At 72.7% G+C, this 20790-nt stretch carries 17 protein-coding genes; 8 read left to right on the top strand and 9 right to left on the bottom strand.

The genetic code is table 11. The features are described from left to right. Positions 1 to 143 precede the first annotated feature (143 nt). Both DS079_RS17580 and DS079_RS02760 read left to right on the top strand, forming a co-directional pair. Positions 144 to 2834 carry a S8 family serine peptidase gene (locus DS079_RS17580; RefSeq protein ID WP_126984711.1) on the top strand — a complete coding sequence of 897 codons (2691 nt, stop codon included), beginning with the start codon at positions 144 to 146 and terminating at the stop codon, positions 2832 to 2834. Positions 2835 to 3087: 253 nt separating this feature from the next. After that, complete coding sequence (locus DS079_RS02760) at positions 3088 to 3597, top strand: arsenic metallochaperone ArsD family protein (RefSeq protein ID WP_126984710.1); 510 nt, start codon at positions 3088 to 3090, stop codon at positions 3595 to 3597. 12 nt (positions 3598 to 3609) lie between these two features. On the opposite strand, the gene msrA is transcribed toward DS079_RS02760, so the two are convergent. Then, positions 3610 to 4302, bottom strand: coding sequence for a peptide-methionine (S)-S-oxide reductase MsrA (msrA, locus tag DS079_RS02755; RefSeq protein WP_126984709.1), 693 nt, complete (start codon positions 4300 to 4302; stop codon positions 3610 to 3612). A gap of 355 nt (positions 4303 to 4657) precedes the next feature. Here msrA and DS079_RS02750 point away from each other — a divergent pair, with 355 nt between their 5' ends. Further along, positions 4658 to 6130: an HNH endonuclease gene (locus tag DS079_RS02750; protein WP_126984708.1), complete on the top strand. Its 1473-nt coding sequence runs from the start codon at positions 4658 to 4660 to the stop codon at positions 6128 to 6130. 51 nt (positions 6131 to 6181) lie between these two features. Here the strand turns inward: DS079_RS02750 and DS079_RS02745 are convergent, their stop codons facing one another. From DS079_RS02745 to DS079_RS02715, 7 genes are all read right to left on the bottom strand, one after another. Beyond that, positions 6182 to 6736, bottom strand: coding sequence for a hypothetical protein (locus DS079_RS02745; protein WP_126984707.1), 555 nt, complete (start codon positions 6734 to 6736; stop codon positions 6182 to 6184). Then, positions 6736 to 7995, bottom strand: coding sequence for a DUF58 domain-containing protein (locus DS079_RS02740; protein ID WP_126984706.1), 1260 nt, complete (start codon positions 7993 to 7995; stop codon positions 6736 to 6738). The genes DS079_RS02745 and DS079_RS02740 overlap by 1 nt, the downstream gene beginning before the upstream one ends. Before the next feature lie 230 nt (positions 7996 to 8225). Next, positions 8226 to 9233, bottom strand: a complete 1008-nt coding sequence (locus DS079_RS02735; RefSeq protein ID WP_126984705.1) for an AAA family ATPase — start codon at positions 9231 to 9233, stop codon at positions 8226 to 8228. Beyond that, the gene (locus DS079_RS02730; protein ID WP_126984704.1) at positions 9230 to 9736 is read right to left on the bottom strand and encodes a hypothetical protein; all 507 of its coding nucleotides are present in this window, start codon (positions 9734 to 9736) and stop codon (positions 9230 to 9232) included. Before DS079_RS02730 ends, DS079_RS02735 begins: the two co-directional genes overlap by 4 nt. Then, positions 9733 to 10485: a DUF4129 domain-containing protein gene (locus DS079_RS02725; RefSeq protein ID WP_126984703.1), complete on the bottom strand. Its 753-nt coding sequence runs from the start codon at positions 10483 to 10485 to the stop codon at positions 9733 to 9735. The genes DS079_RS02730 and DS079_RS02725 overlap by 4 nt, the downstream gene beginning before the upstream one ends. Then, the gene (locus tag DS079_RS02720) at positions 10482 to 11759 is read right to left on the bottom strand and encodes a class I SAM-dependent methyltransferase (RefSeq protein ID WP_126984702.1); all 1278 of its coding nucleotides are present in this window, start codon (positions 11757 to 11759) and stop codon (positions 10482 to 10484) included. Before DS079_RS02720 ends, DS079_RS02725 begins: the two co-directional genes overlap by 4 nt. 55 nt (positions 11760 to 11814) lie before the next feature. After that, complete coding sequence (locus DS079_RS02715) at positions 11815 to 12801, bottom strand: NADP-dependent oxidoreductase (RefSeq protein ID WP_126984701.1); 987 nt, start codon at positions 12799 to 12801, stop codon at positions 11815 to 11817. 204 nt (positions 12802 to 13005) lie between these two features. Between DS079_RS02715 and DS079_RS02710 the strand changes: the two genes are divergently transcribed. After that, on the top strand, positions 13006 to 14283 hold the full coding sequence (locus DS079_RS02710; protein ID WP_126984700.1) for a molybdopterin molybdotransferase MoeA: 1278 nt from the start codon (positions 13006 to 13008) through the stop codon (positions 14281 to 14283). A gap of 14 nt (positions 14284 to 14297) precedes the next feature. Here DS079_RS02710 and DS079_RS02705 read toward each other — a convergent pair whose 3' ends face one another. Further along, entirely contained in the window at positions 14298 to 14615 is a 318-nt protein-coding gene (locus tag DS079_RS02705; protein ID WP_010551179.1) for a hypothetical protein, read from the bottom strand. A gap of 269 nt (positions 14616 to 14884) precedes the next feature. Here DS079_RS02705 and DS079_RS02700 point away from each other — a divergent pair, with 269 nt between their 5' ends. From DS079_RS02700 to DS079_RS02685, 4 genes are all read left to right on the top strand, one after another. Beyond that, positions 14885 to 15877, top strand: a complete 993-nt coding sequence (locus DS079_RS02700; protein WP_206516123.1) for an ABC transporter permease — start codon at positions 14885 to 14887, stop codon at positions 15875 to 15877. 4 nt (positions 15878 to 15881) lie between these two features. Further along, complete coding sequence (locus DS079_RS02695; RefSeq protein ID WP_126984699.1) at positions 15882 to 16895, top strand: ABC transporter permease; 1014 nt, start codon at positions 15882 to 15884, stop codon at positions 16893 to 16895. 10 nt (positions 16896 to 16905) lie between these two features. Further along, entirely contained in the window at positions 16906 to 18669 is a 1764-nt protein-coding gene (locus tag DS079_RS02690) for an ABC transporter ATP-binding protein (RefSeq protein WP_126984698.1), read from the top strand. A gap of 291 nt (positions 18670 to 18960) precedes the next feature. After that, positions 18961 to 20703, top strand: coding sequence for an ABC transporter family substrate-binding protein (locus tag DS079_RS02685; RefSeq protein WP_126984697.1), 1743 nt, complete (start codon positions 18961 to 18963; stop codon positions 20701 to 20703). Positions 20704 to 20790: the final 87 nt, after the last annotated feature.

The raw sequence follows: 20790 nt of genomic DNA, 5'->3' as shown, positions 1-20790 counted from the left end.
TGATCGGGACCCTCCCTCCCGCAATCCGGTCGTTCGCCTCCCGGTGAGGGGGGTCACATGGTGAAATGGTGAGCGGCGGTGCGCACCGGACATCCCCGGGGCGACCCTTCGCGCGCGCACCGTCCTCCCTCTCTCCTCGAAAGATGGCGCCGATGCCTCTGCCCAGACCAGATCTTCCCAGACCCCGCGGCCTGCTCGCGGCCTCCGCCGGCACGGCGCTCGTCGCCGGCATGCTGGTGAGCGCCCCCGCGCTCGCCGACGGCGAGACCCCCGAGAAGCTCGCCACCGCCGCCGAGCTCGGCGTCGAGGTCCCCACGGCCGACGAGCTCCGCGCCGCGGGGGAGACGACCGTCCCCGGCCGCTGGCTGGTCGAGGTCGAGGGGCAGCCCACGCTCCGCGGCGGCTCGAAGGCGTCGGCGACCGCCGCGCAGGAGACCGTGGCCGAGCGCGCCGAGGACGCCGCGATCCCGCTCGAGGTCCAGGAGAACTTCACCACCGGCTGGAACGGCATGTCCGTCGAGATGGACGACGCCGATGCGCAGAAGCTCAGCGAGGTCGAGGGCGTGCGGGCCGTGTACCCCGTGCTCGAGGTCGCCGCCCCCGAGCCGGCCGACGCGACGCCCTCGGACGTCTACGGCAACGCGATGACCGGCGTGGACCAGGTCCAGCAGGTCGACGGCCTCAGCGGCGAGGGAGTCACCGTCGCGGTGATCGACTCCGGCATCGACTACAACCATCCCGATCTCGGCGGCTCCGGCGTGGACGACGAGACGAAGGACTTCCCGAACGACCGCGTCGTCGGCGGCTACGACCTCGTCGGCGACGCCTACGACTCCCGCACCGGTGAGGCCCCCGTCCCCGACGAGTTCCCCGACGACTGCGGCGGCCACGGCTCCCACGTCGCCGGCATCATCGGCGCCGACGGCGAGGTCGTCGGCGTGGCCCCGAAGGTCGACCTGCTCTCCTACCGCGTGTTCGGCTGCGAGGGCTCCAGCGACACCGAGGTGATCCTCGAGGCGATGGAGCGGGCGATGGACGACGGCGCGGACGTGGTCAACATGTCCCTCGGCGCCTCCTTCATGACCTGGCAGGACTATCCGACCGCGCAGATGGTCGAGACGCTCGTCGACGACGACGTCACCGTGGTCATCTCCGCGGGCAACGAGGGGGCCGCGGGCCTGTTCTCGAGCGGCGCCCCGGGCGTGGCCGAGAGCGCGATCACCGTCGCCTCCGTCGACAACACCCACCGCTCCGCGCCCTTCGCGACCGCTGGCGGGGCCGACCGGCCCTACTCGGCCGCGACCGGCGCGCCGCAGCCGCCGACCTCGGGCGAGCTCGCCCTCGTCGCCGCCGGCGCTCCCGGCACCCCCGCCGCGCAGGCCTGCGATCCGGCGGCCGTGCCCGCCGCCGAGCCGGGCCAGGCACTGCTCGTCGAGCGCGGCACCTGCGCGTTCCGCGAGAAGGCTCTCGCCGGCGAGCAGGCCGGCTACGACGCCGTGATCCTGTACGACAACGCGCCCGGTGCCCTGAACCCGACGGTCGAGGGCGATCCCGCGCTCACCGTCCCGGTCGTGATGCTCTCCCAGGCCGACGGCCTGGCCCTGCAGGAGGCGCTCGCGGCCGGCCCGGTCACCTGGGCCTGGCAGTCCGGTTCCACCACGGTCGAGAACGGGACCGGCGGTCTCGTCTCCGACTTCTCCTCCTACGGCCTGACCGCCGACCTCGACCTCAAGCCCGACGTCGCCGCGCCCGGAGGCTCGATCTGGTCGACGCTGCCGCTCGAGAGCGGCGGCCACGGCTCCATGTCCGGCACGTCGATGGCGGCGCCGCACGTCGCCGGCGCGGCCGCGCTGCTGCTGGAGGCGAAGCCCGACCTCGCCCCCGCGGACGTGAAGACCGCGATGATGAACACCGCCGACCAGCTCACCTGGTCGCTGCTGCCGGAGCAGGGCTATCTCGAGCCCGTCCACCGTCAGGGCGCGGGCATGCTGAACATGGTCGCCGCGGTGCACGCGACCTCGACCGTCACGACCCCGACGATCTCCCTCGGCGAGGGCGAGGCCGGGCCGAAGGACGTCACCCTGACGGTCACCAACGACTCCGACGCCGAGAAGGTGTACGACGTCGGCTTCGAGAGCGGCGTCGCGACCGCGATCCCGACCAGCAACCCCGAGTTCTACACGGCCGAGGCGACCACCGGCACCTCCGCGGAGCAGGTGACCGTGCCCGCGCACGGCAGCGCGGAGGTCACCGTGACCCTCGGCGAGGACTTCGGGACGGACGGCCTCATCTACGGCGGCTGGATCACCCTGACCGGCACCGACGACGACCTCGTGGTCCCCTTCGCCGGACTCTCCGGCGACTACCAGGCCCTCACCGTCCTGGACGACCAGGGGATGGGCCTGCCCGGCCTCGGCGTCAGCGACGGCGCCGGCAGCGTGCTGCTGGATCCCGAGGGCGGCCACACCTACACGATGGCCGACGGCGACGTGCCCTACCTCGCCTACGCCTTCGCGCTGCCGGCCGAGCGGCTGGAGATCTCGGCCTACGAGGTGCGCGCCAACGGGAAGCTCAAGGTCGTCAACCCCTCCGTGGGCACGATCGACGCGACCGATCACCTGAGCCGTTCCCCCGAGCCCGAGCTGTATGCCTGGGACGGCACCTTCTCGATGAAGAACCAGAAGTCCCGCAGCGTGAAGGACGGCGACTACGTCCTGGAGATGAAGGTCCTCAAGCCCCTCGGCGATCCGGAGAACCCGGAGCACTGGGAGACCTGGACCTCGCCGCAGTTCACGATCGACTACGCGAACCCGCGTCAGCCCGGGGCCCGCTGAGCCCGGCGAGACGCCACCTGAGGACGGGGCGGCGGCACCTCGAGGGTGCCGCCGCCCCGTCCTCGTCGTCGCCTTTCGCCGCGACCGTCGAGAGCGCGCCGCGGCGACGACCTGGCCGTACCGGAACTCGTGGACGAGCCCCAGCATGTCGCCGTGCAGCTCGAGCTCCGCCCCGTCGGCGCGGGTCCCGTGCAGGGCCGCCACGGTTCCACGACCGCACGGTCGTGTTCCCGTCCCGCGCTACGGTGGGGCCATGACCGACGCCGACGACGCCCCGCAGCTCGCGGGGCTGGACATCTTCCTGCCGTCCCCGCCGCCCGACGCGGAGCGGCAGGAAGCCTTCCTCGATGAGGCCGCGGCGCTCGCCCTCGACGGCCAGCCGATCACGGTCTATCTGCAGGACGAGGACGCCTGGGCCTTCGAGGAGTGCGAGCCCGTCCGCGCCCTGATGGAATCCGCGGGGGAGTCGGTGCTGCCGGTGACCCTGCTGGGTCTGGACATCGTGGTCAGCGGCATCTACCCGACCACCTCGCAGATGCAGCGCTTCGCGCAGGCGGGCGCGGTCGAACGGGCGAAGCCCTCGGCGGCCGCCGCGGCCTGCGGTCCGGGCGGTGCGGCCCCGCTCCCGCGCGAGGCCGGCGGCTTCGCGGCGCAGCTCATGGGCGCCGCGCCCACCGCGCCGCGTCCGACGGGCGGCCCCGAGATCGGCGGGCGGCGCAACCTCATGGGCGGCGACACCGGGGACGGCCTGCCGCAGCGCTGACCGGCCTGCGGCTCAGAGCGAGCAGGCGACCCCGTTGAACCCGTGGTTGCAGTAGCCGGTGGGGTTCTTCTCGAGGTACTGCTGGTGCTCGGGTTCCGCGGTGTAGTAGACGCCGTTTCCGGCCTCGGCCAGTGGCGCGAACTCGGTGGTGATCGCGCCGCGACCGGCGGAGTCCAGCGCCTCCTGGTAGCGGGTGGCGGAGTCGCGCACGACCTCGCCCTGTACGTCGGTGGTCCAGTACACGGCGCTGCGGTACTCGGTGCCCACGTCGTTGCCCTGGCGGTTCGCGGTGGTCGGATCGTGCTGCTGCCAGAACTCGGTCAGCAGCGCCCGCAGCGTGTCCTCGCCGCCGGTGTAGATCACGCGCACGGCCTCGGCGTGGCCGGTCCGGGCGGAGAACACCTCTTCATAGGTGGGGTGCGGCGTGTAGCCGCCCGCGTAGCCGACCGAGGTGGTGTGCACGCCAGGGATCTGCCAGGCGATCCGCTCGATGCCCCAGAAGCAGCCGCCGGCGAGGATCAGCTCCTCGGCGTCCTCGGGCCAGGGGTGCGGGTCACGGGGAGCGTCGGGCCCGAGCATGTCGGTGCCGAGCACGAGGTGCTCGCGCGCGAGCGGGTAGGGGTAGGCGTCGCGGCCGGGCAGGGCGTCCTCCGGCGCGACCATGTCCTTCTTGTGCGCGTACAGGAGATCCATCATCTGCCACATGCTCAGCACGGTAGCCCCGGTCGGCGCCGAGCGGGAAGGGCGAGCGACGCCGGTCACGCCGGTTCCGCCGAGGGCGTGACGGTGGGCAGGAGAGACGCCGGCGCCACGCAGCGGGAGAAGGAGTGAGGCCCTGGCGCCACGCAACGGGAGAAAAGGCGACGCCCCGGAGTCACGCATCGAGAGCCCTGGGCGAGTCCAATGCCGTCCGCTGTCGGACGTCTCCTCCACATGCCGTGCCGATCCACATGCCTGCGCCGACGCTGGCACGTCGTCGACGGGGCGACGAGGCTGGGCTCATCAGGTCGCATCGTTCTCGGAGCCACCGCGACCACCGCAGAGCGAGGGGAGGGGAGCCATGTCAACGTCCGCACTGGACTGGGCCGATCAGCTGTCGCATCTCCTCGACACTGCCCCGTCGGCCGAGGCGCTCGCCGCAGAGGAGGACGCCGCACTGATCGATCTGATCACCGCGACGGAGCGCGCCAACGGACGGCTCGCCGCCGCACAGGCCCGGGCAGAGGCCGCCTTCTGGGATGCGCAGCTCCGCGAGCAGGAGCGACAGGGAGTGCCCAGAGGGCAGCGAGGCCGCGGCATCGCCGACCAGGTCGCCCTCGCCCGTCGCATCACCCCGAAGCAGGCGTCCGACGAGGTTGCTCTGCACCGGGTGCTGCTCGGATCCCTGCCGCGCACCAGCGAGCTGCTCGAGGCGGGCGAGATCAGCGAGTACGCCGCCCGCAGGATCGCCGAGAACGTGCTGGTGCTCGAGGAGGAGGACCGGGCCCGCGTCGACGTCGACCTCGCCGACCAGCTGCCATCGGTCACCGCGCGCCGGGCCGGGGACCTCGCCCGCGCCCGGGCACAGGAGCTCGACGCCGACGCCGCGGTGCGCCGGCACCAGCGCGCGGTCGCCGACCGACGGGTCTCGCTCCAGCCGGCCGTCGACGGCATGTCGATCCTCCGCGCCACGCTCCCCGTGAAGGACGGCGTCGCAGTGCTGAAAGTGCTGACCGAGGCGGCGCGATCGGCGAAGGCCACCGGGGACCCGCGCACCAAGGGCCAGATCATGGCCGACACCCTCACGGCCAGCGCCTGCGGGCTCGAGAGCCCCGACGACATCCCCGTCGAGATCCAGCTGCTCATGACCGACATGACCCTCCTCGCCGACGAGGAGGCGACGGCTTGGATCGAGGGCCATCCGCTCCCCGGAAGAGTCGCCCGCGACCTCGCGCTCGGTGTGCCGACGCTCCCGCCCCCAGCACACGTGGCCGCAGATGCTCCCGCACCCCCGCCGGAGATCAGCAGCGCGGCGCGATGGATCCGTCGCCTCTACGCCGACGCCAAGGTCGGAGACCTGACCGAGGTCGACGGCAGACGGCGCCTCTTCCGTGGGCAGGTCCGCCGATTCATCCTGCTGCGCGATCAGCGCTGCCGCACGCCATGGTGCGATGCGCCGATCCACGACATCGACCACGCCCATCGCTTCGCCGACGGCGGCAGCACCGACGCCGACAACGGCATCGGCCACTGCCAGCGCTTCAACCTCGTCAAGGAGATGCCGGGATGGGAGTCGACGGTCGACCCGGCGAGCGACGACCGACCGCACCGCCTCACGATCAGGACCCCCACCGGGCACATCTATCAGTCCACCTCCCCGCTGCTGAGGCATCTCCTGGACGGGGAGGACGGGGCCCGCGCTGAGATCCTCGCGGACGAGCCCGTCGACCTCGACGACGCCTCGGATCCCTCTCGTCGGTCGAGCCCGACCACCGTGGACGACGGCGACCGGCCGTCGGATCCCGAGGGCCTGTCGGAAGCGCGCACCGGCTGATCAGCACGGGTCGACACGCGTCGGCCCGCACCGCGGCCCGGCCCCCTGACCTCAGCGCCCTCGCGGCATCACGGCGATCCACAGCACGACGACGGCGACCGCGGCGACCACCACCGCCCACGGCCCGAGCTGCACCTGCGCGAGCAGCACCACGAGCACCCCGCCCACCAGCGTCAGCACGAGCACCCCGGTGAGCGCCCGCAGCGCGAGGCGCAGGGCGTCGCGGTCGAGGGCCCCGTGCGCGGGCATGACGGCCGCGAGCGCGAAGGAGGCATGTCCCGCGAGCAGCAGCAGACCTGTCGACCCGGCGAGCACGACGTCCAGATCGGCCCGCACCGCCAGCGCGATCACCACCGCCGTCGGCGCCAGCATTCCGAGGTCCGTGTCGGGATCGAGCCACTGCGCGGCGAGGGCCGTGAGACAGACGAGCCCCACCAGCACGACACCCAGGTGCATCGCCGCGAGTCCCGGGCCGGACAGCGCGAGCGCCGCCGCGGCGACCGTCGCCGCGGTACCGGTGCCGCGCAGCGCCCACTGCACCGGACTGATCCCGCGCAGCGCGAGAAGAGCACCGGCGATCGGGTCGAGCAAGGACGTCAGCCGCATCAGGACCTCCTCCGTCGCGGTGCGCCGCGCGCGGCGGACAGGGACAGGAGCACCGGAGCCAGCGAGGCGGGCCCCTCCCAAGCGGTGACCGGGACGCCCGCCTCCCGCAGCTCGCGCACCGTCCGCTCCCGCTCGAGCCTCCGCAGCGCCCACGCCTCGGGCCAGAAGCGCTCGGAGACCCGGCCGTCGAGCCGCAGCGGCCGCCCGCGCAGCACGGAGGTGTCCCCGACGCTCGGCGGGAGCGTGTCCACGACGATCACGTCCGCGCCCTGGGCGACGAGCTCCCCGATCCTGGTGATCACCTCGGGGCGGAGCAGGGGCGAGCACACCACCGTCAGCGTGCCGGTCCGCACCGCGGGCAGGCGGGGGAGGGGGCGGAGCGCGCCCGGGTCCCGGGCCGCGCGGGACAGCGCATCGGTGAGCACCCGCAGCTGACGGGGGCCGGAGCCGGGCGGCACCGCGCCTATCAGCCGCCCGATGTCGAGCAGCGCGACCCGGTCGCCGACGCCGAGATAGTGACGCGCCACGGCGGTCGTGGCCCGGATCGTCATGTCCAGGCTGGTGGGCGCGACCTCGCCGGCCCAGGGGGCGGGGGAGACGTCCGCGGTGGTGTCGGTGACGACGAGGACCTCGGTGTCCTGCTCGGTGAAGGTCGCATTGGTGTGCAGCTGCCCGGTGCGACTCGTGACCCGCCAGTTGATCCGGTGCAGTCGGTCCCCGGGCCGGAAGGCGCGCACCTCCGACAGCGCGGTGCCGTCGCCGCGGCGCCGCGAGAGGTGCGCACCGCTCACCCCGATCGGGGTGGGGACGTCCACAGGGGCATCGAGCACCACGGAGGAGGGGACCACCTGGAGCGACACCGGGGGCAGGTCTACCTGCGCCCGGAAGGCGCCGAGCGGATCCGCGACCAGCACGTGCACCGGCCCCACCTCGATCCGGCCCCAGCGCCGGGCGCCGATGCGCAGCGCCGCCCCGCCGTCGCCGGTGAGGGAGCCGTGGCGCGGGGCGAGATCCGCATGCGGCGGCCTCGGGACGTTCGCCGTGGTCAGCAGGCCCGGGCCTGCGGTCACCGTGGCGCGCGCCGCACCGTCCTCGTCGATCCGCCGACGGTTCAGGTGCAGGGACGGGGCGGGGTAGGAGCGCTCCTCGCCGCGTGCCGTGCGGCGGGCGACGGCCAGCAGAGACCAGGCCAGCAGTGGCAGCCCGGCGAGGACCAGCGCAGGCTCTCCGCGCAGCAGCGCCAGGGCCAGGGCGAGCACGCCCACCGCGGAGGCGCGGACGAGCGCGGCGGTGGGACGGGGGCGGAGCGAGGGTGCGGGCGGCTGCGTGCGACCCGGCGTGCCCGTGGTCCCTGCTGTCCTCTGAGCACCCGCCGCACCGGAGGTCGTCCTCGCCGTCCTTGTCCCCGGCTCTCCCGAGTTTCCTGTCGCTCCTTCGGTCCCCGGTGCCCCCGAGGCCCTTTCCGCTGCGCCGTCTCCCGCGGCCGGTCTCATGACGGGGACCGGGCCGGCTGCGGGGAGGCGACCGGCACCGGCACCTGCTCGAGGACCGCGTCGACGACGCCGGCGCCGGTCGCGTTCTGCAGCCACAGCTCGGGCCGGACGGTCACGCGATGGTCCAGCGCCGGATGCGCGAGCTCCTTGACGTCCTCCGGCACCACGTAGCCGCGGCCGCGGATCACCGCGAGGGCGCGGGCGCAGGTGATCAGGGCGAGGGTCCCGCGCGGCGAGGCGCCGACCAGGGCGTTCTGGTGACGCCTCGTCGCGGCGACGAGGTCGACGGCATAGCGGCCCACGGCGTCCTCGACGTGCACCTCCTCGACCGCCGCCTGCAGTGCGAGCAGCTGCTCCGCGTCGAGCACCTGTGCGACGGTCTGCTCCTCGCGCCGGCGGTCGATCCGTCGGGAGACCACCTCCCATTCCTGCTCGGCGCTCGGATAGCCGAAGGACAGCCGCAGCAGGAAGCGGTCCAGCTGCGCCTCGGGCAGCGGATAGGTGCCCTCGTGCTCGATGGGGTTGGCGGTGGCGAGCACATGGAAGGGGACGGGCAGCGGCCGGGTCGTGCCCTCGACGGAGACCTGTCGCTCCTGCATCGCCTCGAGCAGCGCCGACTGGGTCTTCGGCGGGGTGCGGTTGATCTCGTCGGCCAGCAGCAGACCGGTGAACACGGGGCCGGGACGGAACACGAACTCGCCGGTGCGCTGGTCGAACACCTCGGCGCCGGTGAGATCGGCGGGCAGCAGGTCGGGGGTGAACTGGGCGCGGGCGAAGGGCAGGCCGAGCGCCTGGGCGAAGGAGCGGGCGGCGAGGGTCTTGCCCAGCCCGGGCAGGTCCTCGAGGAGGACGTGGCCGCCGGCGAGGAGTCCGGTGAGCACCAGCTCGAGGGACTGCCGCTTGCCGACGACGGCGGTCTCGACGGCGTCGAGCACGCGCCGTGCGGCGTCGGTCGCGGCGGTGGTGCTGAGCGGGGTGGTGCTGAGGGCGGGGGTGGTGGTCATCGGGGCCTCTCCTCGCGCGGGGCGAGCTCGTCGAGATAGCGGTGCAGGGCTCTGCGGTCGATCGGCGGGAAGGGCTGCTGGGAGCCCTCTGCGGCGCGGGCGGCGCGGAGGAGCTCGGAGAGCTCCGGGCCGAGCGGCGGGGCGTCCGGGTCGCGAGCCCGTTCGTCGGCGATGTCGGCCAGGACCAGGGCGAGGCCGCGGCCGGTCATGCGGCGGTGCGGCTGCGCGCCGTGGATCAGGTCCTCGAGCCGTCGCACCCGCACGTCCTGGGCATGGGGGAGGGCGTAGTCGGCGTCGTGGTCGAGGCGCGGGGCTCGCGAGGGCTCGGCCCGGTCGGCGCCGACGTGGAGGAACCACCAGGCGGCCCCTGCGAGGAGGCCCAGCGCTATCGGCAGCGGCAGCGGGAGCACGAGGCCCATCAGCGCGAGAGCGAGGGTGAGCAGGACCGCGGCCGCCGTGGTCACGATGGTCCGCCACATCAGGCCCAGGAGCGTGCGGCTCATCGCTCGGTGCTCCCGTCCTCGGCGCGAGGGTGCTCGCCGGCGCTCGCCGCCGCAGAGGTGGCCTCGAGCCCCGCCGTGAGGCGGTCCAGGCTCGTCATCGCGACCACGCGGTCCTCCTCCGTGAGCGGCTCCGGATCGAACAGCGCCCGACGGTAGAGGGCGGCGAGGTCGTCGAGGGCGGCGCGGTCCAGGTCGAGCGCGGCCAGCACCTCCACGACGAACTCGAAGGTGGTGCGGGAGGGGTGCCGGGTGACGCCCGCCGCGGCGAGGGAGCGCTCCAACGCGGTCCACGCCGCGATCACCGCGTCCTGCGCGTCGACCAGACGGGCGAGCGGGTCCCGGGCCTCGGCGAGCGCGGTCCGGGCCTGCGCGGCGGTGAGCTCGTCCTCGGAGGCGGCGGTCGCCGTGGCCGGAGCGGGTCGGGCCAGCGCCCTCATCCGCACCGCGAGCCACACCGCGAGGACCGCGAGGGCCAGGCCGAGGAGGGAGAGCAGCACGAGCAGCGGGGCGGCGCCGAGCTCGGTCCGGGGCGGCCGGTCCGGGGCTTCCGGGGTGCTCCAGCCGGGGTCCGAGGGGACCTCGGCGGTCGGGGCGCTGGAGGGCCGCTCACGCTCCGTCGTGCCGGCGACGGTCGTGATCGGAGCACGCTCGGCGGCGGCGCCGAGGGCGACGGCGCCGAGTCCTCCCAGCGCGGCGAGGAGCAGCAGCAGGGCGATGACGCGACGCTGCGTCCCCCGGGCGGTGCTCACGGCCGATCGGGCTCCTCGCCGGGCGGTGCGGCGTGCGGGGAGGCGACGACGACGGACTGCTCCCCGTCGATGCGGGTGAGGATCAGCGTGGCGCTCTCGTCGCCGAAGCGGCGGGGCCGCAGCTTGCGACGCAGCTCGTCGGGCTCGACCGCGGTGCCGCGCTTCTTGATCTCGAGCACCCCGAGCCGGTGCTCGCGCAGGTAGGAGGTGAGGCGCTTGAGGCCGAAGGGCATCACGTCCCGCACCGCGTAACCCTTCGCGAAGGGGGTGGTGACGCGGCGCTCGGAGGTCAGGTACGCGATCGTGGGATCCAGGGTGCGGCCGCCGATCCGGGCGGCGAGCTCTCCGATCAGCCCGGCGCGGATCACGGCGCCGTCGGGCTCGTAGAGGTGGTCGGCGAGCGGGCCGACGGCGGGGTCGCCGGCGGAGTCCGCGCCGCGGTCCAGGCGGTGCGCGCCGTCGCGGCCGATCAGCACGGCGGAGGAGGCGATGCCCTCCCGGGCGAGCGGTCCGCACCAGGCGGTCGCCTCGAGCACCTGCCCGTGGAAGGACAGCCACTGCACCTCGACGTCGTCCGGCAGGGCGTCGCGGGCGATGGCGGGGCCGAGCTTCGCGCCGAGCGGACCGGCGGCGCCGTCGCGGCCGAGACGTCGGGCGAGGTCGAGCACGGCCGAGAGCGGCGGCTCGTACTCCTCGGGGTCGTGGAGGCGGCGGGAGCCGCCGCGGGCGGGGGCGCGCCGGGCGGGGTCCAGCCAGATCCCCTCGGTGTCGCGGGGGTCGTGGCCCTCCGCCCGGCCCAGGCGCGCGCTCGCGTTCGGGAAGGGGCGCAGGTTCACGGTGGCGACGGCGACGGTGACCGGATCGCGGTCCATCGCCTGGACGTCCAGGCCCAGCGCGGCCATCGCCATCGAGTCCCCGCCGATGCCGCAGCCGAGATCCGCGACGGAGGCGACTCCGGCGCGCTGGAAGCGCTCGGCGTGCATCGCGGCGACGGGCAGGCGCGTGGCCTGCTCGAGCCCGTGCGGGGTGAACAGCATGGTGTTCGCGAACTCCCCGAACTTCTCCGCGGCGCGGGCGCGCAGACGGGACTGGGTGAGCACCGCGGAGACGAGCTCGGGGGAGTGCCCCGCCTCGCGCAGACGGGTCGAGACCCGCAGCGCCTCCTTCTCGTCGTAGGGCGGAAGGGAGTTCAGCAGCGCCCACCCGGAGGGCTGCAGCACGGGCTCGATCCCGCGCATCGCGGCAGCGGCGTCATCGGAGGTGGGGGCGACCATCGTGCCAGCGTACCGCCCGTGCCGGGGCGCCGACCATCGCGGCACGGGCCGTCGCTCAGGCGCGCACGTCCAGGACCAGCTTGCCGCGGGTGTGGCCCTCCTCGAGCCGACGATGCGCCTCGGCGATCTGCGCCAGCGGCAGCACCTCGGAGACCTCCAGCGGATAGCGGCCCGAGCGGATGCCCTGCGCGAGGCGATCCAGCCGGTCCCGTCCCGGCACGATCGACGGCACCCGCGCCTCGATACCGCGCTCGAGGGCAGGGGAGAGGTCGGCGAGGCTGGGCAGGGCGACGATGCGGCCGCCGTCCGCGAGCTGGTCCAGGCTCGGCAGGAAGGTCGAGTGGTAGTGGGTGTCCAGCACGACGTCGACGCCGCGTCCGTCGGTGAGGCGCTGGACCTCCTCGCCCCAGTCGCTCGTGTCGTAGGGGATCGGGGTCGCGCCCAGCTCCCGGATCCGCTCGGCGTTCGCGGCGCGCCCGGTGGCGAGCACCTGGGAGGCCCCGGCCTCGAGCGCCATCGGGATCAGCAGCTGGCCCACGCCGCCGGTGCCGCCGTGGACCAGCACCGTCTCGTGCTCGGCGATCCGGGCGGTGTCCTGCACGGCGGCGATCGCGGTGAGGCCGACGAGTGCGAGCCCGGCCCAGCGGGGCAGGTCCTCTTCGGCGGTCTCGCCGGGGATCGGGGCGAGGTCGTCGGCCGAGATCGCGATGACCTCGGCGGCGACGCCGCGGGAGTCGCTCGGGCCGCGCATGCCGAACACGCGTGTGCCGACGGTGAGGCCGCGCGAGCCGAGCTCCGCCTCGTCCAGGCCGGAGCCCGCGCCGATCACGGTGCCGGCCATCTCACGGCCGGTCCCCGCGGGCAGCGCGAGGTCCTTCGCCCGTCCCGAGGAGCCGTCGCGGATCTTGTAGTCCAGCGGGTTCAGCCCTGCGAAGCCGACCTGGACGAGGACCTCCTCGGGGCCCGGCTCGGGCACCGGGGCGTCGTGGTGGAGGGTCAGGACCTCGGGGCCCCCGAAGCTGTCGAATCGGATCTCGCGCATGCCCTCCATGATGCACCTGCCGCTCTCCCCGTGGCCATGTCTGTGGACGGGTCGGCGGAGAAGCGGAGCGGCAGCGGCCGGAAGTCCGCGGCGAGCCGGCGACGGTCCCGTCTCCCGAGGCCGTGGATGGGGGATCATGGGACTTCGCCCGCGGCGACATCGCCCGCCGTGACCTGCGCCGCGACCCGCCGCCGAAGGAGGACCATGAGTTCCGAGAGACTCTCGCCCTGGCAGTGGCGCGAGGAGATCCTCGCCGCGGTCGCGCCGCCGCGCCGCGCTGAGCGGGTGCCGCTCGAGCAGGCCCGCGGCCGGGTCCTCGCCGCCGCGGTGCGCAGCCCGGAGCAGGTCCCGGCGCTGCCGATCGCGGCGATGGACGGCTTCGCCGTGCGCCGGGCGGACCTCACCGTTCCCGGCACCACCGTGCTCCCGGTCGCGGCCGAGCTTCCGGCCCGCCCCGGCGAGGTCCCCGACCTGCCCCCGGGCAGCGCCGCCCGGATCATGACCGGCGCCCCCGTGCCCCGCGGCGCCGACGCCGTCGTCGAGGTGGAGGCGACCGACTCCGACCCCTTCGGTCCGGCCCCCGCCGTCGTCGCCCTCGCCCTCGAGAGCCTTCCCGTCCCGGGCCGTCACGTGCGCGGGGCGGGGGAGGAGATCCCGCTGGATGCGCCGCTGGCCCTGGCCGGGGACCGCGTCGGCGCGGGGCTCGTCGGACTCGCCCGGACGCTCGGGATCGACGCCCTCGAGGTGCTCCGCCCGCTGCGCGTCGCCGTGGTGGTCACGGGCGACGAGCTCACCGCGGACAGCTCCTCCGACCGACTCGGCGCGGACCCCCTGCCGGGTGCGGTGCGCGAGTCCAACGGGACGATGCTCGCCGCCGCCCTCGCCGCCGGCGGCGCGCACGCGCTCCCGCCCCGGCACAGCGGCGACGACCCGGCTGACCTGCGGGAGACGCTCGACGTCGCGGCCCGGGAGGCCGACCTCGTGCTCACCACCGGCGGGATCGGCCACGGCGCCTACGACGTGGTGAAGCTGCTGCTCGGCGAGCGAGGAGCGGGGACCTCCCGCTTCGCGCACCTCGCCCTGCGCCCCGGCGGTCCCCAGGGCCACGGCACGCTGCGCGGCGGCGTCCCCGTCGTGCACCTGCCGGGCACTCCCGTCGGCGCGCTGGTGGGCTACCACCTGTTCGTGCGCCCGCTGCTGGATCGCGACGGCGCCACGCCCCGACGGATGCTCCTGGGCGGGGAGGGGGACGGGCCCCGGCGCGGTCCCGCCGGCACCGTGCACGCCATGCCCGGGCGGCGGGAGGTCGTGGCCGATGGCCGGGAGGTCGTGCGCCTCGTGCCGGGTCGGCGGCTCGCCCCCTACGGACGGGCGGACGCGATGGTGCTCCTGGAGTCGGAGGGACCCGACGGCGGCGCGGCGCCGGGGAGCGGCGAGCTCGCCGGTGCGCCGGAGCGGAGCGTGCTCGTCCTGGTGCTGTGACGCTCCTGCGTCCCTCAGCGACGCGAGGTGCCGGACTTCTCCAGCTGGCTCCGTCGAGCGTCCTGGGACCGCCGCGCCTGCTCGCGTCGGGCGTGGCGGCGTCGGACGATGTCGCGAGTCCAGGAGGCCATCATCGAGATCGCCGCCCCGAGGGCGAGACCGAGGGACAGGGCGGCGAGCCAGGGGCTGTAGAGGAGCCCGGCGCCGAGGGCCAGGGCGAGGGCGCCGAGCCCGATGGGCCACGCGCCGACTCCCCGATGTCCGAGCAGATCGCTCAGCGCGATCGCGGCGACGATGCCGAGCGCGAGCACGAGCAGGTGCAGAAAGGTCACGATTCGAGCATAGCTTCGCCCTACCGCGTACCCGTGGGTCAGTTTCGTCAAGCCGCGTCCATCGCAGGCGTTATGGTGTGCCGTGCCTGCCGAGAGACCTGGACCACAACCGGGACCCGGTTGTGCACGGCCGCCGGGTCGCCTCGACGTGACCGAGCGTGGTGCCGCCTCAATGGGACGGGGCCCGCCCATGGCGAGCCCGCGACGACGAGACGGATGACGCAGGGAAGGGACCCGACAGATGAGCAACAGCGTGTCGAGGGGGAAGCGTGATTAGATTCGTCTCCCTCAGAGTGCTGACCTACGTGATCCTGGCGTTCGTCGCCACGAGCTTCGCGTATCTCCTGTCCGCCTCGCTCATGCATCCCGAAGAGGTGCTGTACCCGCCGATCGCGACGGAGCCGGTCCCGGCGGCGACCGCCCAGCACTACCTCGACGTGCGCAACGTCAACCCCGACACCCCGCTGTTCGAGCGGTACGCCAACTGGCTCGGCGGCCTCATCCGCGGCGACCTCGGCGTGACCACCGGCACGAACAAGTCGATGGTCCCGGTGATCGACGAGCTGGCCACCCGGATCCCGATCAGCCTGCGCCTGGTCGTCCTCGGCACCGCGATCGGCACCGTGCTCGGCATCGTCCTGGGCATGCTCGCCGCGGTGCGCCGCGACTCGGTCGGCGACCGCCTCTCGACGCTGCTCGCCTTCTTCATCCTCTCCCTGCCCACGCCGGTGATCATCCTGATCGTCCAGCAGGCCAACCAGGGGATCATGGACCTCTCCGGCTGGGGGCTCCCGGCGATCAACCCGATCAACCCGCTGCTCGAACCGGGCTCCTGGGAGTCCTTCAAGTACCAGGCCAAGGCCCTGGTCATGCCGACGATCGTGCTGGCCGTCACCGCCGCCGCCTCCTACTCGCGGTACATGAAGGTGACGACCCTGGACGTGCTGGGCAGCGACTACCTCCGCACCGCTCGGGCCAAGGGCCTCACCCGCGGACGGGCGATGAACCGCCACGGCCTGCGGATGGCGCTGATCCCCATGGGCCAGTACTTCGCCTTCGCCGTCGGCGGCGCGTTCTCCGGCTCGCTGTTCGTCGAGCTGATGTTCAACTGGCAGGGCATCGGCCGCTTCGCGATCTCCGCGATCCAGATGGCCGACGTCAACGGCACCGCCGGCGTCGTCCTGTACACGGCGATCCTGACCCTGCTCTCCGCCACCTTCGCAGACATCCTGCAGGGTGCGCTCGACCCGAGGATCCGGTGACACGATGACGAACCCCAACGACATCCGCGGCACCGACGACGCCTCCGCGTTGCGCCGGGCCACCGATCCCGAGGCGAACCCCGTCATCGGCTCGGCCGTCGACGACCCCGACCTGCGGGACACCGAGGTCGACGAGAGCGGACCGGCGATCGAGTCGCTCAGCCGCGGCGAGCTGCTGCGGCGACGGTTCCTGCGCAACCCGAGCGCATGGATCGGCATGATCATCTTCGCGGCGCTCGTGCTGATGGCGATCATCGGCCCGATGGTCTACCAGTACGGCCCCTTCGAGCGGGACCTGCGCAACGCCCTGACCGGCCCGAGCCCATACCACTGGTTCGGCGTGAACGAGAACGGTCTGGACATCTTCGCCCGGACGATGCAGGGCCTGCGCATCTCGCTGGTCATCGGAATCGGCACCGCGGTCCTGACGACCTTCCTCGCTCTCCTCGTCGGCATCGTCGCCGGGTACGTGAGCCACAAGGGGAAGTCGGGCGCGTTCGTCGACGGCGCCCTGGTGAACCTCATCAACCTGTTCCTGGTGATCCCCTCGATCCTGCTGCTGATGCTGTTCAGCCCCGCGCTGCAGCAGGCGAGCTGGCTGTGGATGATCCCGCTGCTGGCGGGCTTCGCCTGGATGCTCACCGCCCGTGTGCTGCGCGCGATGACCCAGCAGCTGGTGCGCACCGAGTACGTCGAGGCGGCCCGGTTCATGGGCGTGAACCCGATCGTCACGATGACGCGGCACATCATCCCGAACATCGCCAGCTGGATCATCATCGACACCACGCTCGGCGTGAGCGCCGCGATCCTCGGCGAGACCGGACTGTCGTTCATCGGATTCGGCATCCAGTACCCGCAGGTGTCCCTCGGCACCGTCCTGCAGGACTACAACATCTCCGCGCCCTATACCTGGATCCCGCCCGCGGTGGTGCTGGCCGCCCTGGTCATCTCCATCAACCTGATGGGCGAAGCGCTGCGCGACGCCCTCGACCCGACCAGCGGCTCCAGCCGGATCTGAGGAAGAAAGAATGTCCGACCCGATCCTTTCCGTGCGGGACCTGAGCGTCTCCTTCCCCTCCGAGTACGGGACCGTCCACGCCGTCCAGGACCTCAGCTACGAGGTGCACAAGGGCGAGGCCCTCGCCATCGTCGGCGAGTCCGGCTCCGGCAAGTCCGTCAGCTCCCTGGCCGTGATGGGCCTGCTGCCGCGCACGGCCACCATCAGCGGCGAGATCGAGATGCTCGGCCACAGGATGTTCGAGCTGAACGACAAGCAGCTCTCGCGCCTGCGCGGCAACACGATCTCCATGGTCTTCCAGGACCCGCTCTCCGCGCTCACCCCGGTGTACCGGGTGGGGGACCAGATCGCCGAGGTGGTGCGGATCCACCATCCGGAGATCTCCAAGACCCGGGCCCGTCAGCGGGCCGAGGAGCTGCTGGACGCGGTGGGCATCCCCGAGCCCGGCCGTCGTGCGAGCCAGTACCCCCACGAGTTCTCCGGCGGCATGCGCCAGCGCGCGATGATCGCGATGGCGATCGCGAACGAGCCCGAGCTGATCATCGCCGACGAGCCCACCACCGCCCTGGACGTGACGATCCAGGCGCAGGTGATGGACCTGCTGAAGTCCGCGCAGGAGCTCATCGGTGCCGCGACGGTGCTGATCACCCATGACATGGGCGTGGTCGCGGGCTTCGCCGACCGGGTCCTGGTGATGAAGGAGTCGCGGATGGTCGAACTGGGGACCGTCGACGAGATCTTCTACAGCCCCCGCGAGAAGTACACGCAGGACCTGCTGGCCGCCGTCCCGCGGGTCGACGCCGGCGAGGCGGGCGCCTCCCGCAGCGTCGCCGGCTCCGCGATGCAGAAGATCGCCGACCTCGGCGAGGACCGGCCGCCGCGCGAGGAGCTGCCGACGGTGCTCGAGGTCGAGGACCTGGCGAAGGTCTTCCCGATCACCAAGGGTGCGATCGTGCGCCGGAAGATCGGTGAGCAGCGCGCCGTGGACGGCATCTCCTTCGACATCCGCGAGGGGGAGTGCCTGGCGCTGGTCGGCGAGTCCGGCAGCGGGAAGACCACCACGCTGATGGAGATCATGCAGCTGCGCACCCCGCAGGAGGGGACCATCCGCATCGGCGGGAAGGAGACCGGTGCCCTGACCCGCAAGGAGCGGTCGACGCTGCGCTCCGACATCACGGTGGTCTTCCAGGACCCGATGGCCTCCCTCGACCCCAGGATGCCGATCGCGGACATCATCAAGGAGCCGATGCGCGTCCAGGGGTACAGCAAGGAGCGCATGGACGAGCGGGTGGACTGGCTGCTGAAGATGGTGGGCCTGCTGCCCGAGCACGCCGCCCGCTTCCCCACCGAGTTCTCCGGCGGCCAGCGCCAGCGCGTCGGCGTGGCCCGCGCGCTCGCCTGCGACCCGAAGCTGATCATCCTCGACGAGCCCACCTCGGCGCTGGACGTCACCGTCCAGGCCGGCGTGCTCGCGATGCTCGCCGACCTCCGGGCGCGCCTCGGGGTGAGCTTCCTGTTCGTCTCGCACGACCTCTCCGTGGTCCGCCACATCTCCGACCGCATCGCCGTGATGCAGAAGGGGAGGATCGTCGAGCTGGGCGACACCGAGGAGGTCTTCACGAACCCGCAGCATCCCTACAGCAAGGAGCTGCTCTCCGCGGTGCCGATCCCGGACCCCGAGGTGGCTCGCTCGCGGCGGCGAGAGGCCATCGACCGCAAGGCCTTCGAAGGAACTTTCGGCGGCTTCCTCGCGGACCGGGAGGACTCCCAGTGACCCTTCCCTGACCAGGGAGGACGCTCGAGACGACGGGCGGCGCGCACAGTGCGCCGCCCGTCGTCGGCGCGCCGGAAGAGGGGCCGTGCCGGGTCGGTCGCGGACAGATGCCCTGCATGTTGCGAACGGGTAACAAGGGCGTTCCTGGTCCGCGTCGGGAACTCGCCGGTGACAGACTGCTCACACCGGCGAGAAGGGCGCGACCACGGTGGTCAACGCCGACCACATCTGCCGGGACAGTGCATCCAGCGGGCTCGATGATCTCGAGGACCGTGAGCGAAGGAGATTCATATGCGTGTGACGCGGCGTTCCATCCTGGGGGCGACGGCTCTGACCGTCTCGATGACCGCGCTGGCGGCGTGCAGCCAGGACCCGGGGACCGGCGGCAGCGGCGGCGCCTCCGACGGCGGCGGCGAGGGCGAGCAGATCGCCTCCGACCAGAACGACATCAACACCAAGGAGCGCGAGGAGATCGGCGAGGGCGGCGTGCTCCGCCTGGCCAACAACGCGTTCCCCGCGAACTGGAACCCATTCCACTCCGACGGCAACGAGGCCAACACCTCCGACATCCTGCGGACGATCTTCCCGCTCGAGGTGTGGTGGTCGAACGCTGCCGGTGAGGTCTCCGCGAACCCGCATTACACCAAGCGCATCGAGCTGACCTCCGAGGATCCGCAGGTCATGGAGATCGAGCTCAACGAGGGCATGAGCTGGTCCGACGGCACCCCGATCGACTACAAGTCGATCGAGAACGTCTTCAAGGTCATGGACGGCTCCCAGGAGGAGTACGCGATCGCGTCCTCCGAGGGCTACAACAAGGTCGAGAAGATCGAGCAGGGCGACAGCGACCTGATCGCCGTGATCACCTTCAAGGAGAAGTACGCGGACTGGATCGGCCTCGCCGCGGTCATGCCGGACTCCCTCGCCGAATCGGCCGAGGCCTTCAACACCGGCTGGCTCGAGGGGCCGCAGGTCACGGCCGGCCCCTTCAAGATCGGCAAGATCGACTCCGGCAACAAGACCGTGCTGGTCGAGCCCGACGAGAACTGGTGGGGCGACAAGCCGTTCCTCTCGCAGGTCCTGTTCACCACCATCGAGGATCCGGCCGCGACCGCGACCAGCTTCCAGAACGGCCAGCTGGACGTCATCGAGACCACCGTCCCGGCGACCTACTCGGTGGTCGAGCCGCTGATCGGCAACGGTGCGGTGCTCCGTCAGGCCGCGGGCCCGAACTGGACCCACATCACCCTCAACGGCGCCGAGGGCCGGCCGCTCGCCGATCAGGCCGTGCGCCAGGCGATCTTCCGTGCGATCAACCGCGAGGACGTCTTCCTCTCGGTCAATTCGACCATGCCCTACCCGGAGAACACGGAGCCGCTGAACAACCACCTCCTGATGACCAACCAGGAGGGGTACCAGGAGAACTCCGGCGACCTCGGCAGCTACGACCCCGAGGCCGCGAAGAAGCTGCTCGAGGACGCGGGCTACACCCTGGAGGGCGAGGGCGAGAGCCTCGTCGCCTCCAAGGACGGCACGCCGATCGAGATCACCTACGTGTACAACGACGGCTCGAAGACCAACGAGGCCGTGGTCCCGGTGGTCCAGGAGCAGCTCAAGGCCGTGGGCATCACCATGAAGGTGCAGAAGGTGCCGCCGACGGACCTCTTCTCGAAGTACGTCATCCCCGGCGAGTTCGACCTCACCCTCTTCGGCTGGGTCGGCAACCCGTTCCTCTCCTCCGGCGACTCGATCTGGAAGTCCGAGGGCGAGCAGAACTTCGGCAAGATCGGCGATCCGGACACGGACAAGCTCATCGACCAGGCCGCCGTCGAGACCGATCATGCCGCGCGCCTCGAGCTGATCAACCAGATCGACGCGAACCTGTGGGAGCTCGCCGGGACGATCCCGCTGTGGCAGTCCTACGACTTCTTCGTCCAGAACGAGGACCTCGCGAATTTCGGCGCGTGGGGCTTCGAGCTGCCGGACTGGACCAAGATCGGTTACGTGACGGGTTCCGCCAAGCTCGAGGGCTGAGCGGACGCGCCCTGAGGACGGGGCCCCGGGCGGAAGCGCCCGGGGCCCCGTCCCCGTTCGTGGGCGGATCCGGCTGGACTGCGGCGC

The organism is Brachybacterium paraconglomeratum (assembly GCF_003994255.1).
GTDB classification, from domain to species: Bacteria; Actinomycetota; Actinomycetes; order Actinomycetales; family Dermabacteraceae; genus Brachybacterium; species Brachybacterium conglomeratum.
The sequence above is the reverse complement of the archived record's forward strand: the minus strand, read 5'-3'. Positions and strand labels throughout refer to the sequence as shown.